We start from the raw sequence: 15185 nt of genomic DNA, 5'->3' as shown, positions 1-15185 counted from the left end.
TATGAATATTCTTTTATCTAACGATGACGGATACGACGCACCTGGTATTAAAAAGCTTGCAAGTTATTTAAAAAAAATAGCACATGTGACTATTGTCGCACCTGATAGAAACAGAAGTGGCGCGAGTAACTCTTTATCGCTTGATCGTCCATTGACAGTTACAGAAGTTGAAAAAGATTATTACTATATTAATGGCACGCCAACAGATTGCGTGCATTTAGCATTAACAGGGTTGTTAGATAAGATGCCAGATATGGTGATTTCTGGTATTAATAATGGCGCCAATATGGGTGATGACACTATTTACTCTGGTACGGTAGCAGCTGCTATGGAAGGCTTCTTACTGGACATTCCTTCCTTTGCTATTTCAATGGCACAACATGAAGCAACCTATTTTGAAACGGCTGCATCTATTACAAATGATCTTATTTTGCATTACCAAAATAATAAACCCAAAGAAGCTATGCTCTTAAATATTAATGTGCCTGATGTGCCCTTAGAAAAAATTCAAGGTATACATATCACAAGGCTTGGTAAAAGACATAAAGCAGAGCCTGTCAATAAAACACAAGATGTTGATGGCAATACTTCTTATTGGGTCGGTGCTGCCGGCTTACCTAATGATGGAGGAGAAGGTACTGATTTCTATTCAGTTGGCCGTGGCTTTGTATCTGTATCACCTATTCATGCAGACCTTACAAGACATAATCAAATTAATGATTTAAAAACTTGGATGAATAACTTTAAATGAGATTGAATTTTTTTATTATTTACATGACACTATTTTCTTTGATCGCTGGTTGCGCATCCAATGCGCCAGCGCCAGTCACTGAGAAAAAAATTCCTGCGGATAAATCAACTGCAATACAAAAAAATAAATCTGTCGCGAGAGCAAAAAAAGATCCGACTCAGCCATGCCCAGATGTTTATATTGTCAAACCAGGCGATACTCTTTATAGCTTAAGTCTTGATTGTGGTTTTTATTACAAAGAAGTTGCTCAGGCAAATGATATTAAAGAGCCTTATGCGATTAAAGTAGGCGAAAAAATAAAATTCGATCAAGTTAAATCAAACAATCCTGTTGTCACTACAAATGAAATGAAAAAAAATGAAGATGTCGTCACTACGCCATTAAAAAATAATGAAGAAGCAGCTGCCAATACGGAAACCTCACCTCAACCTCAAGCAAAACCAGTCACAGGTGGCATCACTCATTTAGATAACCCAAAAGCTTATAGAGAAAAATATACGGATGAAGCCTATAAGCTTAAGGCGACAACACCGCAAACTACAAATAACGTTCCATCAATAACATCTAAAGAAATTGCACCTATTGCTTTAGAAGATAAAATAGATTGGCAATGGCCCGCTAAAGGTAAGTTAGAAAATCTTTTTAATGAAGCGCAAGGTCAAAAGGGAATTGATATTGTAGGAACACTCGGTCAAGAAATTAAAGCAGCTGGTCCGGGCAAGGTTATTTACAGCGGAGAAGATTTAAAAGGGTATGGCAAGCTTGTAATCATTAAACACAATAACTCTTATTTGTCTGTGTATGCTCATAACAAAGAACTTCTCGTCAAAGAAGGTCAGGTCATTATGAAGGGTCAAAAGATCGCAACGATGGGTGACTCTGGAGCTGACAAAGTGAAACTTCACTTTGAAATTAGAAAACAAGGTCAGTCAGTTGATCCGACTACTTTTCTTGGGCAGCTTTAATTTCGCCTTTAGCTTCTCTTTCATAATAATCTCTGACAGTTGACATATCGTGTTCTCTTGCCCACTTGATAATTTCATCAAGCGCCGAGGCACCAATTTGACCAATTTGAGTATGAATGCCTGCTTGCTCTCTAATAATAAGAAGGCCTGGTATTTTATCAACTTGGAAATATTCACCAATTTCTGTATCTGCTTCTATATCGACCATCCCAAATAAAATATCTTTATTTTTTTCTGAAGCTGCTTCAAATATCGGCGTAAATTCAATACAAGGTTCACACCATGGCGCCCAAAAATCAACAATAACAAAATCATTATCTTCGATTGTTTTTTTAAAGTTCTTTTTTGTAAGTTTTACTGTTGCCATCTAGTATCCTAGTTATATTCTATTGAAAAACTATAACGATTGCTCGCCCCATTGATTGGTATAAAAAATCTCTCTTAAGGGTTTGCGCTTTCTAGCTTCTTTTTCTTTAGCTAATGCTTCAGCATTTACTTTCTCTATAGCGAGTGGGTAACCAATCGCAATAAAAGACATTAAATCATATTGGCTTGGAATTTGAAATAATTGTCTCGTTTTTTCAACATCAAATCCACCCATTTGATGAGCCACCATCCCCAGGCTTGTGGCTTGAAGACAGATATTTTCTGAAGAAGCGCCTGTATCGTACTGGCCCCATCGGTTAGTTTTCTCATTGTTCGAGAAGTTTTGGTGAGCGCAAGCCAAAATTAAAATAGATGCATCCATAGCCCAATTTTGATTACCAATAGACAAACAATTAAGTGCCTGCGTCCAGGGTGTTGCATCTTTCTTATTAAATACAATAAATTGCCATGGCTGATCTCCCATGCATGAAGGACTCCATCGCGCTGCTTCCATAAGGGATAAAAGTAATTCTTGAGAAACAAATTGAGTTGGGTCGTAAGCTCTTGAACTCCATCTGTCGGCCAAAATGGCATGAATGGGCTGTTCGGTAATCGCTGGTTTTTTCATTGGGGCACTATCTTTATATTTAAAGTTATCTCTATAATAAAGATAGTTTTCACTTCCTTCAAATTTAATTAATAAGGATTCCATGATGATTCAAACTGAACTCCCGTCCGAATTCAAAGGCATTAATCGATTTGCTATCAAAGCTATGCTCTATTTAAACGGCTTTGCTCATATTGTGATTGGTTTGGCTTTGGCGACATCTATCATCATGTTTACTTGGCTTTTCTTCGTTGAAATCAGTGCCGCAGCTCATGCCAACAATCTCATTCATGGCTTTATTCATGCGCTTGGCACACTCATGTTGCTTTGGTCGATATCGGCCCTTATTTCAGCTGAAATGCGCTATCTCAATGGAAGTAAACTGGAAGTTGAAACTTTCATTGAGGTTGTGATGGTGCTTTTTCTTAGAAAGCTCATCGTGCTTCCAGTTCAGGATGCAAAGCCAACCCTCGAAGAAGTTGGCATTTGGGTAGGAGGTGCATTTTTAATTGGTGTTCTTTATATCCTCGTGATTCGCTTTAGAAAAACAATCCCTGACTTTAAGAGAAAATAAACTTCTTCATGACTGATGAAGATCTTAAGTTTATGAGGCTAGCTTTAGAGCTAGCTAAAAAAGCTGAATTAAAAGATGAGGTGCCGGTAGGTGCCGTCATTGTTCAGGATGGTGAAGTTATTGGTAGAGGGATGAATACATCAATTGGCGACCATGACCCCACTTCGCATGCTGAGATTAATGCCATAAGAGAAGCGGCTAAATTCATCAAAAATTATAGATTAAAAGACTGCTCAATTTATGTGACTCTTGAGCCCTGTGCTATGTGTGTAGGCGCTATTCAACATGCGCGTATTGGGAAAATTATCTATGGCGCTCCGGACCCCAAGACGGGTGCTTGCGGAGGCATGGTTGATCTCATTGGTATCAAAGAAATTAACCATCATGCAGAAGCTATGGGTGGCGTCTTAGAAAAAGAATGCAGCCAAATACTAAGAGATTTCTTTCTTTCAAAAAGAAAAAAGCCGTAGAAAACTACGGCTTTTTTAAAACAAAAATGATTTAGTCTCTGTTACCTAGAAGAGCCATCAATAACTGGAGTAAATTTACAAATAAGTTATAGATGTTCATATAAAGCGCTAACGTTGCCATGATGTAGTTCGTTTCTCCACCGTTCACAATGCGACTTACATCGTACAGAATGAATCCAGAGAATAATAAAACTGCAACACCAGACAATGCTAAAGCCATCGCAGGTATTTGGAAGAATAAATTAGCAAGCGAAGCTAAGATGAGAAGAATGATACCAATCATCAAAAATTTTCCCATAAAGCTAAAATCTTTTTTAGTGGTAGTAGCAATCGTAGCTAACATTAAAAATATGGCAGCTGTGCCACCTGCTGCTAGACCCACGATTTGAGCGCCATTACTTAAACTAAAAGCTACTTGAAGAATCGGACCTAACATCACACCTAAAAATAAAGTGAGTGCTAATAAGAAAACAACGCCTAAGCTATTATTTCGATTTGCTTGAATTGCGAAAAATAAACCAAACATACCTGCTAAAAGCATAATGGCAAATATAATAGGATGCTGTTGAGCAAATAAGAAATTCATGCTCATACCTATGTAAGCGCCGATTGCGGTGGGAATAAGCGATAAACCAAGTAAAGCATAAGTATTTCTAAGGACTTTATTTGTCGCTAATACTGATTGCGACTGGCTTTCAATTCTTATATTTTCTTGCATATGTTTTCCTCTTATAAAGTTTTTAATACATGTTATAGATTATATAACTTACTAAATAGTTTCAATATTCATTTAAATTTTTTTACATAGTCATAATTTGAGCTGTCATATCCTTGAAACCTTTTTCTTGTGATGTTTTTAGGGCTATATGAGGCTCTTTAAAGCCTTTCATCGTAAGAAGCCTTTCAATACTTTCAGATGACATCTTCCAGTCTAATTGAAGTAAAACTTCATCTACCAATTGCGGGCTATTACATAACAAAACCATGTCACAGCCAGCCTCGAGCGCTTTGACAATTCTATCCTTCATTTCACCACCAAGCACAGCCCCTTTCATACTCATGTCATCGCTAAAAATAGCGCCTTTAAAATGAGCTTTTTCTCTCAATTGATTTTTAAGCCAAAATTGCGAAAACCCAGCCGGATTTTTATCTGCGGCAGAGTATAGAACGTGGGAAGGCATCACTGCATTTAATCCATGCTTGATTAATGATATAAAAATACTCATATCTTTAGACTCAATCTCGTCGAGCGTTCTCGTATCCTCCGAAATACTTAGATGTGAATCGGCCTTGATATACCCATGCCCTGGGAAGTGTTTTCCAACACCATGCATGCCGCCTTCGTTTAAACCTTCCAAAAGGTGAGATGCCAAAGCTTTAATGGCTTCAATATCGCCATGAAAGGCTCTATCTCGAATCACGGTACTTTCGCTGTAATCAATATCTAAAACGGGTGTAAAACTAAAATCGATATCAAATATTCTTAATTCAATCGCGATAATTTGGCCAATAAAAAAAGCTAAGTGATTTGCTTTTTTGGGCGCGTTATCCCAAATTTCGCCTAACTTTCTCATAGCAGGGATCGCAGTAAAGCCTTCTCTAAATCTTTGGACGCGGCCACCTTCATGATCCACAGCGATTAAGAAGTCATGACCCCTTATCTTTCTAATAGCATCTGTTAATGTCTTTAATTGAGCAGTGTCTTGATAGTTTCTTGAAAATAAAATAAGTCCGCCGACCAAGGGGTGCGAAATTCTTTTAATGTCCGTATCGGTCAATACTAGCCCCTCAACATCAATCATTAATGGGCCCATCTTCATTTTGATTGAATAACGTTCATATCATTTAAAAATAAAAGGATTGAAATTGGTGCGTGTATCAAAATGATCTAGATTTTCTTTCTTTTTTAAGAAAGCAACAATCTTATATATCCCTGGTGTAAATAAAATTTCTATCAGCGTTTTGGCAACGAACTGTGCAATCACTACTAGGATGATTTTGTCATTTGGAATCACACCGCTATTATAAAAAGCTAAAGGATAGAATAAAATAGAATCAATCGCTTCACCTGCAATGGTAGATCCGATCGTACGGCTCCATAAATATTTTCCTTTTGTCATAATTTTCATTTTTGCTAATACAAAAGAGTTTACAAATTCGCCTGCAGCAAAAGCAACTAGACTTGCTAAAGAAACTCGCCAAGCTGAACCAAATGCAATTTCATAGGCCTCTTGATTATGCCAATAAGGTGCAGGTGGAAGAGCCACAATCATCCAAGCCATAAAAGATGCAAAAGCAAGCGCTATGAAACCTGCCCATATCACTCTTCTTGAAGCAGCATAACCATAAACCTCAGTTAAGATATCGCCAAAAATAAATGAGATAGGGAAAAATAAAACCCCAGCACCGAATGTAAGAAGGCCAAAAAATGGAACCTCTATCTGAGAAATTTTTGCAGGTCCAATTAAGTTTGATGTGATCAATACTGTCACAAACGCTGCCATGACAAGATCGTAATATCGGTATTGGTTTTTATACATATTAGATTTCACTGATCAATACATGATCGCCTGCATTAATTTGATCAAATAAATCGATGATGTCTTGGTTGTCCATGCGAATGCATCCATGTGATACAGGCTGACCTAAGCGAGCTAAATCATTCGTCCCATGGATATAGATAAAACGCTGCATCGTATCTTGATTTCCTAGGCGATTAAATCCAATCTCGAGACCTGAGAGCCAAAGTATGCGGGTTAAAATCCAATCCTCTTTTGGGTTGTTTTCTGACATTGATGGATGCCATATTTTTCCTGTAAGTCTACGAGCCGCAAACTGAGCATAGAGAGGAGCGCCTTGACCAATTTTTGCGCGAACGATATGTTGACCTAAAGGCGTACAAAAACTACCTTTATGTTGACCTATGCCTTTTTCTGCAGTGGAGATTACAAAAGATTTTACCCATACATTATCATCACGATATAAATGAAGCTTCTGTTCTGCAATTGAAATTTTAATATGCATAGTTAAATGATTTTTAAGATTCCGTCTTTACAAATAATGCAATCGATTCAACATGAGAAGTATGTGGAAACATATTTACAATACCAGCTTTATCTAATTTGTAACCCTTCTCATGGACTAATATTTGAGCGTCTCTTGCTAGGGTCGCTGGATTACAAGATACGTAAACAATGATAGAAGGATGAATGTCGTCATCAATAAGTTGCACCAATTGAAATGCCCCATCCCGTGGTGGGTCAATGAGCCATTTATTTGCGTGACCTAACTTTAATAAGGATTCTTTGGTAATGTCAAATAAATTCATACATTGGTATTCAACAAAATCATTTAAGTGATTTTCATCACGACATTGCTTTGCTCTTTCTATGAGCGATGCTGAGCCTTCGATACCCATCACTTTTGCACCACTCGTGGCTATAGGTAATGTGAAATTTCCTAGGCCACAGAAAAAATCGAAAATACGATCATCTTTTGAAGGCTTTAATAAACTCATTGCCCTTCTTACTAATACCTGATTAATGAAGGGATTGATTTGCGTAAAGTCGTACGGCATAAAACTAAACTGCAGCCCAAATTCTTTTAATGCATAAGAAAGCTTAACGTCATCTTTCTTCGATAAAGGTTTTATCGTATCAGGCCCTTTGGATTGAGTCCAAAATTGCACCGGGTGTTGAGATGAGAATGTATTTAAAAGCAACTCATCATTTGTATTTAATGCATCTAAAATTCTTAATACTAAAACCAAATGCTTTTGATCTGCAGCAAATTCGATTTGAGGAATCTGATCTTTAATCGAAAGTTGAGTGATTAAGTCTTGCAGATGAGGCAACATATCGGAGAGGGTTTGAGGTAAGACTTCACAGCTAGAAATGTCAGCAATGAAATGTGTTCTTTTTTCATTGAATCCCACAAGCGCTTTATTTTTCTTAACAACAAACTTGACTCTTAAGCGACCTTTATATCGGTAATGCCATGAAGGTCCTGCAAGAGGGGTGAGTATTGTTTCAGTTTTAACTTTACCAATGCGAGATAATGTATTTTCAAAGACCCTTTGCTTAGCTGCAATTTGTGCTTGGAACTCAAAATGCTGCATAGAACAACCACCACAACGATTAAAGTGATCGCATTTAGGCTTTACTCTTAAATTAGATTGCCGAATGACTCTTTCTGTAAAAGCAATTTCATAACTTGGTTTTTTAACATAAGACTCACATTCGACAATCTCACCCTGAAGGGCACCTTCGACGAAAATAGCTTTACCATCAATATGGGTAACACCGCGCCCCTCTTGATCAATATTTTCTATTGTGGCAAGTAATAATTTTTTTTTAGGTTTTATATCGTCTTGCATTTAGAAATGTCTAAGATTTCCATGCGGACAGAAATTCATCCCAATAATCTTTTTGGTATTCTTGAATTGTATTTCTAACTAAATTAATTTCAGACTCATATTGATTTTGGTTAAGATGGCCTCTGATCAATTGAAATTTAAGATATACAAGATAAGTATTGGCGACATCAGTTTCACAATAATCTCTAATTGATTGAATGTCTCCTTGTCTGTATGTATCCCAAACTTTACCGCCATCCATACCTAGCTTGCCTGGGAAGCCACACAGCTTTGCAATATCATCTAGGGGCGCGTTATTTTTACCTTGAAACATCGCTAAAAATTCCATTAAATCCGTATGGCGCGTGTGATATCGGCTTAAATAATTATTCCATTTAAAATCTTTATCTATCTCCCCCATGTCTAGATACTTGGATGCATTTATGCCATGCATTAACGCCCTATAATTTAATACAGGAAGATCAAACCCTGAGCCATTCCAAGATACAAGGGTGGGGGTATATTTATCAATGCCATCAAAAAAACGCTGGATGACTTCTTCTTCAGGATCATCAACTTCCCCAAGCGTCCAAATCTTTAACTGGTCTTTTTCTCGAAGGACGCACGAAATAGCTACAATTTTTTGAAGATGGTGCTGCAGAAAATCAGAGCCGTTTTTTTGTCTTCTTTTATAAAGAGCTACATTAACGACATCATCATCAGATAAATTTTTATCTAATATATATAAAGATCTAATGCCTTGAATATCAGGAATAGTTTCAATATCAAAAACTAAAATAGGGATCAATGCATTAACTCAAGAATAAATTAGAAGATAGATAACGGTCACCGCGATCACAAGCAATAGAAACAATGACGGCATCTTTATTTGCTTTTGCGATTTTCAGTGCGACATAAAGTCCGCCACCTGTCGATGCACCAGAAAAAATACCTTCTTCTTTTGCAAGCCTTTTCGCAGTCTCTTCTGCATGTTGTTGTGAAACATATTCAATGTGATCAATATTTTTTGCGCTGTATATTTTAGGCAAATAAGCTTCTGGCCATTTACGTATGCCTGGAATCTGAGCACCCTCTTCTGGCTGTACACCAATAATTTGAATATTCTTATTTTTTTCTTTTAAGAATTGCGAAGTACCTACAATCGTACCTGTGGTTCCCATGCTCGCAATAAAGTGTGTAACACGACCCTTTGTATCTTTCCAAATTTCAGGGCCTGTCGTCTCATAATGCGCTTTAGGATTGTCAAGATTACTGAATTGATCTAGTACAAAACCCTTACCTTCTTTTTGCATTTTTAAGGCAATATCTCTGGCAAGCTCCATACTGCCTTCTTTTGAAGTCAGAATAAATTCTGCGCCAAATGCTTTCATAGTTTGCCGTCTTTCAATGGTTTGATTTTCTGGCATGACCAGAATCATTTTGTAACCTTTCATCGCAGCCACCATAGCAAGTGCTATACCTGTATTCCCAGATGTAGCTTCAATGAGTGTGTCGCCTGGTTTAATGTCGCCTCTTAATTCAGCGTTATGAATCATAGAAAAAGCAGCTCTGTCTTTCACTGAGCCGGCAGGGTTATTCCCTTCCAACTTTAAATGGATGGCACCGCTTGAATTTCCGTGCATCCGCTGCAAAGCAACGAGTGGTGTATTTCCAATAAAATCTTCTAATTGCATTACTTTAAATTCATCCTAAATAAAAAAACGGTATAGACAAAAAATGATATGAATCCGATTAAAGCTAATTCAGGGATCGTAAGGCCTAACAAGGTCCAATCAATATGTGAGCAGTCGCCTGTCCCTTTAAAAAGCAAATTCAAAGCTTTTGAGAATGGAAAATTTTCAAACATATAATTTAAATCAACACCGCATTCATTTGGCGCGCTAATAGCTTTTGATTGGATCAAGATGTGTTTGAATGAAAATACCATGCCCGTGATTGAAGTTATAGATAAAACGACTAAAGATAACTTTTTAATTAAATAAGTAGGCTTAATAAATGCATTGATTAAGAAAAGTAACCCAAGCACCATAAAAATAATCCTCTGGGTCACACATAAAGGACATGGTTCGAGGTTGAATTTGTTTTGAATGAAGACTGCTAATGCAACTAAAAAATAAGCAGCAATAAAAGCAATTAAATGGGCTTGTCTATGTGATAAAAAAAATTTCTTCAATTAAAGCTCTTTAGTTATTCATTAACTCTATAATGAAGATAATTGTAACGGATATCCTTCTAGTTTGATTAATTCAACTCCAATAAATACCTCCAAACCTAACGAAGCCAGGGTTTTTTCTGTCAAAGAAATTAATCGTCTTGTAAGGGAGCTCCTTGAGCAGAGCTTTCCCTCATTTTGGATTTCAGGTGAAATCTCTAATTTCATAAGCGCATCTTCTGGACACTGGTACTTTTCTCTTAAAGATGATGAAGCTCAAGTCCGTTGTACCATGTTTAAAAATAAAAATATGGCAACGGATTGGATGCCTAAAAATGGCGAAAAGATTGAAGCAAAATGTTTTATCGGTTTATATGAGGCCCGGGGCGAATATCAACTCAATATTGAGTCAATTAGGCATGCAGGCGCGGGGCTTTTATCAGAAGCATTCAATCAATTAAAAGAAAAACTCCTGAAAGAAGGTCTTTTTGAGGATTCTCGAAAAAAATCTATACCTCAATTTCCTAAATCTATTGGTGTCATTACTTCGCCCACAGGGGCCGCGATCGAAGATATTTTAATTACACTTAAAAGACGAAGTCCACATATTCCAGTTATTATTTATCCTAGTCTCGTTCAGGGTAAAGAAGCGCCTCTAGCGCTTGTGAAAGCCATTGAAACTGCAAATATAAGACAAGAATGTGATGTGCTGATCTTAGCGCGAGGTGGTGGTTCGATTGAAGACTTATGGGCATTTAATGAGGAAATCTTAGCGCGAGCGATTGTTGCATCAAAAATACCTACAATTACAGGTGTTGGGCATGAAACTGATACAACTATAGCTGATTTTGTTTCCGACTTAAGAGCCCCAACGCCCACAGGAGCTGCTGAACTCGTTACAAGTCATAGTGTCGAACTTATCAAAACAATTCAGATTTATAAAAACCAATTAAATAAAGTCATGGCAGTTCTTATTCGAGAAGTGATGCAGAAAATTGATTACCTAGAAAAACGTCTTATATCGCCTCACCAACACATTCAACGACAAAAAGAACAGATTCATCAATATATACAGAGGATTAATCAAAGTATGAAGAATACTTTGATCCAATATCGTTTGCACATTGATAAATTAAAATTAAACTTGGATCACTTAAGCCCTCATGCTGTTTTATCAAGAGGCTATTCCATCATTACAAATGTGGAAGGCCAGGTTGTAAATAATGTAGCCCAGTTAAAGCTTAATGATAAAATCCATATTCAACTAAACCATGGGCAAGCTGACGCAAATATTTCAGATCTCAAAGATCAATAATTTTAGATTGATTTAAAAAAAACTGACGCACACATGGAAGATAAAAAAAATCACAAAGCTTCTCTAGCTACACTTTCACTTTCAGCATTAGGTGTTGTATTTGGTGATATTGGTACAAGCCCGCTATACACTATGAAAGAAGTTTTTTCTCTCAGCAAACATCCTGTCGCGCTTACCGAGTTTAACGTCCTCGGCATACTGTCTCTTATTTTCTGGTCGCTCATTATGATTGTGTCAGCTAAATATGTTGCCTTTATTATGCGTGCTGACAATAGAGGTGAAGGGGGCATTATGGCTCTTCTCTCTCTTGCTAATAAAAATGCCCCCAGTGGCAATAAAAGAAATTTGATTATGATTTTAGGTATTCTTGGGGCATGTATGTTTTATGCAGACGGAATGATTACTCCTGCAATTTCTGTTTTATCTGCGATCGAAGGTCTTGAGGTTGTAGCGCCCTCTTTAAGTCATCTTATTATTCCTATAACTCTTGTAGTGTTATTTATTTTATTTTACGCACAAAGTAAAGGTACGAATGTTGTGGGCACTTTCTTTGGCCCTATTATGTTTTTTTGGTTCTTAACGCTCGCACTATTGGGAATTATTAATATTGCACAGGAGCCACATGTTCTCTCAGCCATTAATCCATTGTATGCATTTCATTTCTTCCAGCTATCTCCAATGGTTGCATTCGTAGCATTAGGTGCGGTCGTTTTATCAGTCACCGGCGCTGAGGCACTCTATGCAGATATGGGGCATTTTGGACGTAAGCCAATTAAGCTTGCATGGTTTATTTTTGTACTTCCAGCGCTTACATTAAATTACTTTGGACAAGGCGCATTAATTATTAGCAACCCTGAAAATATTAAAAATCCTTTTTATCTCATGGCGCCTGAATTTCTTGTCATACCTCTTATTATTTTAGCAACGCTCGCAGCAATCATTGCTTCACAAGCTGTCATTACAGGCGCTTTCTCAGTCTCAAGACAAGCGCTTCTGTTAGGATTTCTGCCAAGAATGCATGTCGAACATACTTCTGAAAATCAAGAAGGGCAAATTTACCTCCCGAGAATTAATTGGCTCTTAATGATTGCAGTTATGACCTTAGTAGTGACCTTCAAAAGCTCAGGGAATCTTGCAGGGGCTTATGGTATTGCAGTCACAGGCGATATGGTGATCTCAACACTTCTCGCAAGCTTTGTATTTTATGAAGTATGGAAATGGAATTCCATAAAGACAGTTATTTTCATGGCAATCTTTTTAATAATCGATCTTGCATTCTTTAGTGCAAATATTTTAAAAATCCCTGATGGTGGCTGGTTCCCAATTTTGATTGGCTCTGTTATTTTTATTTTAATGACTACCTGGAAAAAGGGACGTGCGATTCTTTACAAAATACTTAAAGGCGAGGCTATTGAAATTAATTCATTCATTACCTCTATTGGAACTAACCCTCCCCCTCGGGTGGAAGGTACAGCAATATTTTTAACGCCCAATCCAGATGGTGTGCCTCATGCCTTGTTTCATAACCTCAAGCATAATAAAGTTATCCATGAAAAAGTTATTATTCTGACCGTTATGTTTATGGACTACCCTCATTCACTTAAAAAAGATCTTGTGACTGTTGAAAAATTACCTCACGATTTTTATAAAGTGACTGTGAAATATGGATTTAAAGATGAGCCTGACTTACCTAAAGACCTTGCCCTGCACGCTAAAAATGGTATCAATATTGACCCAATGAATAGCTCTTACTTTATTGGTAAGGAAATTTTATTGGCAACACCAAAAGAAAATATGAACTATTGGAGAAAGAAATTGTTTATAGGTTTATTTAGAAGTGCAGAAACAATTACCAATCAATTTAAACTGCCACCCAACCGCGTGGTTGAGCTAGGAAGCCAAGTATTATTTTAAGAATGAAATATAGCATTTTATTTTTATTAGCCCTTTTTATCTCGGGCTGTGCTTCAACAACTCTAAAAAATCAATCAGGCGTCGATAGGAAACAACTGTTGCTTATGCCTCAATCTATGGTGGCAGGAATAGCAAGTGACAGCTACCGAGGTGCACTTCAAGCAGCGAGTAAAAAAAATAAACTCAATGTCGATTCTTTTCAAGTCAAGCGCGTCAAGAGAATTAGCAATCGACTCATTGCCAATGCAAATTATTTTAAACCCGAAGCGAGTCAATGGGCATGGGAAGTCAATGTTGAAGACAGTGACGAAGTAAATGCTTATTGTATGCCTGGGGGAAAAATCATGGTCTACTCAGGCCTCATTCGAAAGCTCAAAGCAACGGATGATGAATTAGCGGCTGTGATAGGGCATGAAATCTCTCACGCACTTCGCGAACACGGACGAGAAAGAATGTCGACCGCCGCCATTCAACAGTTTGGTTTAATTGGTTTTGCAGCTTACATCTCTAATACAACCAATCGAAATAGAGCTAATGCCACAATGCAAGCGGCCTCATTAGGCGCCACCCTCTTTTTTGCTCTCCCTAATAGTCGCACGCAAGAAAGAGAGGCTGACGCTATTGGCTTAGAGCTTTCTGCAAGATCTGGTTTTGACCCTTTTGCTGCAGTAACTTTATGGGAAAAAATGAAACAACAAAACACAAAAAAACCACCTGAATTTTTAAGCACTCACCCATCGGACGATAATCGTATAAGGGATCTCACCGAACTTGCCTATCAATTAAAACCTCTTTACGAATCAAACAGGCCGCGCTAATTACATTAGACTTTAATGTAAAATACTGTTTTAACTAAAAAAATACTCTCATGGACCAATTAAAATCAATTATCGAAAATGCTTTTGAAACAAGAGCTGAAATCAACCCAAAAAATGCACCTAAAGAAATTAAAGATGCTGTGGATGAAGTCCTTAACAGCTTAAATAATGGATCGCTTCGAGTCGCAGCACGTATTAAAGATTCCCAAGAATGGGAAACGCATCAATGGATTAAAAAAGCGGTACTTCTCTCTTTTAGACTCTACGATAACGAAGTAATGAAGAGTGGTTATACAAATTACTTTGATAAAGTACATTCTAAATTTGCTAACTTCACAGATGAAGATTTTAAAGCGGGTGGCTATCGCGTTGTGCCAAACGCTATTGCAAGACGCGGTTCATTTATTGGTAAAAATGTTGTACTTATGCCTTCTTATGTCAATATCGGTGCTTATGTAGATGAAGGTACGATGGTTGATACATGGGCAACGGTTGGTTCATGTGCACAAATTGGTAAGAACGTTCACCTTTCAGGTGGTGTTGGTATTGGTGGAGTGCTAGAGCCTATTCAAGCAGGTCCAACTATTATTGGTGATAATTGCTTTATTGGCGCTCGATCCGAAGTGGTCGAAGGCGTTGTGGTTGAGGATAATGCAGTAATTTCTATGGGTGTCTATATTGGCCAGTCTACTAAGATCTATGATCGTGAAACAGGAGAAGTGACTTACGGTCGCATTCCCAAGGGCTCTGTTGTAGTCTCAGGAAACCTCCCTTCAAAAGATGGCTCTTATAGTCTATATTGCGCAGTGATTGTAAAAAAGGTAGATGAAAAAACGCTTGGCAAGGTTGGCATTAACGAGTTACTTAGAGGCATCTAA

18 protein-coding genes are annotated in these 15185 nt (G+C 37.5%); 8 read left to right on the top strand and 10 right to left on the bottom strand.

Going from position 1 to position 15185, the window contains the following annotated elements:
- The first annotated feature begins 1 nt into the window (after nucleotide 1).
- Nucleotides 2-751 carry a 5'/3'-nucleotidase SurE gene (gene surE, locus FIT63_RS02175; protein WP_140006366.1) on the top strand — a complete coding sequence of 250 codons (750 nt, stop codon included), beginning with the start codon at nucleotides 2-4 and terminating at the stop codon, nucleotides 749-751.
- 23 nt (nucleotides 752-774) lie between these two features.
- Nucleotides 775-1716: a peptidoglycan DD-metalloendopeptidase family protein gene (locus FIT63_RS02170; protein ID WP_223259939.1), complete on the top strand. Its 942-nt coding sequence runs from the start codon at nucleotides 775-777 to the stop codon at nucleotides 1714-1716.
- Here FIT63_RS02170 and FIT63_RS02165 read toward each other — a convergent pair.
- Both FIT63_RS02165 and FIT63_RS02160 read right to left on the bottom strand, forming a co-directional pair.
- The gene (locus FIT63_RS02165; protein WP_140006364.1) at nucleotides 1694-2083 is read right to left on the bottom strand and encodes a thioredoxin family protein; all 390 of its coding nucleotides are present in this window, start codon (nucleotides 2081-2083) and stop codon (nucleotides 1694-1696) included. The two genes, FIT63_RS02170 and FIT63_RS02165, sit on opposite strands and share 23 nt — an antisense overlap.
- Nucleotides 2084-2113: 30 nt before the next feature.
- The gene (locus tag FIT63_RS02160) at nucleotides 2114-2794 is read right to left on the bottom strand and encodes a nitroreductase family protein (protein WP_317615550.1); all 681 of its coding nucleotides are present in this window, start codon (nucleotides 2792-2794) and stop codon (nucleotides 2114-2116) included.
- A 1-nt stretch (nucleotide 2795) separates the two neighbouring features.
- Between FIT63_RS02160 and FIT63_RS02155 the strand changes: the two genes are divergently transcribed.
- On the top strand, nucleotides 2796-3263 hold the full coding sequence (locus FIT63_RS02155; protein WP_140005079.1) for a phosphate-starvation-inducible PsiE family protein: 468 nt from the start codon (nucleotides 2796-2798) through the stop codon (nucleotides 3261-3263).
- An 8-nt stretch (nucleotides 3264-3271) separates the two neighbouring features.
- On the top strand, nucleotides 3272-3733 hold the full coding sequence (gene tadA, locus FIT63_RS02150; RefSeq protein ID WP_189342323.1) for a tRNA adenosine(34) deaminase TadA: 462 nt from the start codon (nucleotides 3272-3274) through the stop codon (nucleotides 3731-3733).
- 31 nt (nucleotides 3734-3764) lie between these two features.
- Here the strand turns inward: tadA and FIT63_RS02145 are convergent, their stop codons facing one another.
- The 8 genes from FIT63_RS02145 to FIT63_RS02110 all read right to left on the bottom strand — a co-directional run bounded on the left by FIT63_RS02145 (nucleotide 3765) and on the right by FIT63_RS02110 (nucleotide 10281).
- Entirely contained in the window at nucleotides 3765-4451 is a 687-nt protein-coding gene (locus FIT63_RS02145; protein WP_140006362.1) for a Bax inhibitor-1/YccA family protein, read from the bottom strand.
- Between the two features lie 82 nt (nucleotides 4452-4533).
- Nucleotides 4534-5553: a beta-N-acetylhexosaminidase gene (gene nagZ, locus FIT63_RS02140; protein ID WP_140006361.1), complete on the bottom strand. Its 1020-nt coding sequence runs from the start codon at nucleotides 5551-5553 to the stop codon at nucleotides 4534-4536.
- Between the two features lie 21 nt (nucleotides 5554-5574).
- Entirely contained in the window at nucleotides 5575-6273 is a 699-nt protein-coding gene (locus FIT63_RS02135; RefSeq protein WP_140005076.1) for a queuosine precursor transporter, read from the bottom strand.
- Nucleotide 6274: 1 nt separating this feature from the next.
- Nucleotides 6275-6757, bottom strand: coding sequence for a L,D-transpeptidase (locus FIT63_RS02130; protein ID WP_140006360.1), 483 nt, complete (start codon nucleotides 6755-6757; stop codon nucleotides 6275-6277).
- Between the two features lie 13 nt (nucleotides 6758-6770).
- A complete protein-coding gene (gene rlmD / locus FIT63_RS02125) occupies nucleotides 6771-8108 on the bottom strand; it encodes a 23S rRNA (uracil(1939)-C(5))-methyltransferase RlmD (RefSeq protein WP_140006359.1) in 1338 nt (445 codons plus the stop codon).
- Between the two features lie 10 nt (nucleotides 8109-8118).
- A complete protein-coding gene (locus FIT63_RS02120; protein WP_140006358.1) occupies nucleotides 8119-8895 on the bottom strand; it encodes a 3'-5' exonuclease in 777 nt (258 codons plus the stop codon).
- A gap of 4 nt (nucleotides 8896-8899) precedes the next feature.
- Nucleotides 8900-9781, bottom strand: a complete 882-nt coding sequence (gene cysM / locus FIT63_RS02115; RefSeq protein WP_140006357.1) for a cysteine synthase CysM — start codon at nucleotides 9779-9781, stop codon at nucleotides 8900-8902.
- Nucleotides 9781-10281, bottom strand: a complete 501-nt coding sequence (locus FIT63_RS02110) for a disulfide bond formation protein B (protein ID WP_140006356.1) — start codon at nucleotides 10279-10281, stop codon at nucleotides 9781-9783. Before FIT63_RS02110 ends, cysM begins: the two co-directional genes overlap by 1 nt.
- Before the next feature lie 67 nt (nucleotides 10282-10348).
- Between FIT63_RS02110 and xseA the strand changes: the two genes are divergently transcribed.
- From xseA to dapD, 4 genes are read left to right on the top strand one after another with little or no spacing between them, the layout of a single operon-like run.
- A complete protein-coding gene (xseA, locus tag FIT63_RS02105) occupies nucleotides 10349-11575 on the top strand; it encodes an exodeoxyribonuclease VII large subunit (protein ID WP_478210079.1) in 1227 nt (408 codons plus the stop codon).
- Nucleotides 11576-11608: 33 nt separating this feature from the next.
- Nucleotides 11609-13489 (top strand): potassium transporter Kup, encoded by a 1881-nt coding sequence (locus FIT63_RS02100; RefSeq protein ID WP_140006355.1) that lies wholly within the window; start codon nucleotides 11609-11611, stop codon nucleotides 13487-13489.
- Between the two features lie 2 nt (nucleotides 13490-13491).
- Nucleotides 13492-14307 (top strand): M48 family metallopeptidase, encoded by an 816-nt coding sequence (locus FIT63_RS02095; RefSeq protein WP_140006354.1) that lies wholly within the window; start codon nucleotides 13492-13494, stop codon nucleotides 14305-14307.
- Between the two features lie 50 nt (nucleotides 14308-14357).
- Entirely contained in the window at nucleotides 14358-15185 is an 828-nt protein-coding gene (gene dapD, locus FIT63_RS02090; protein WP_140006353.1) for a 2,3,4,5-tetrahydropyridine-2,6-dicarboxylate N-succinyltransferase, read from the top strand.

Origin of the sequence: Candidatus Methylopumilus planktonicus, from assembly GCF_006364715.1 — a bacterium.
Classification (GTDB): domain Bacteria; phylum Pseudomonadota; class Gammaproteobacteria; order Burkholderiales; family Methylophilaceae; genus Methylopumilus; species Methylopumilus planktonicus_A.
The sequence above is the reverse complement of the archived record's forward strand: the minus strand, read 5'-3'. Positions and strand labels throughout refer to the sequence as shown.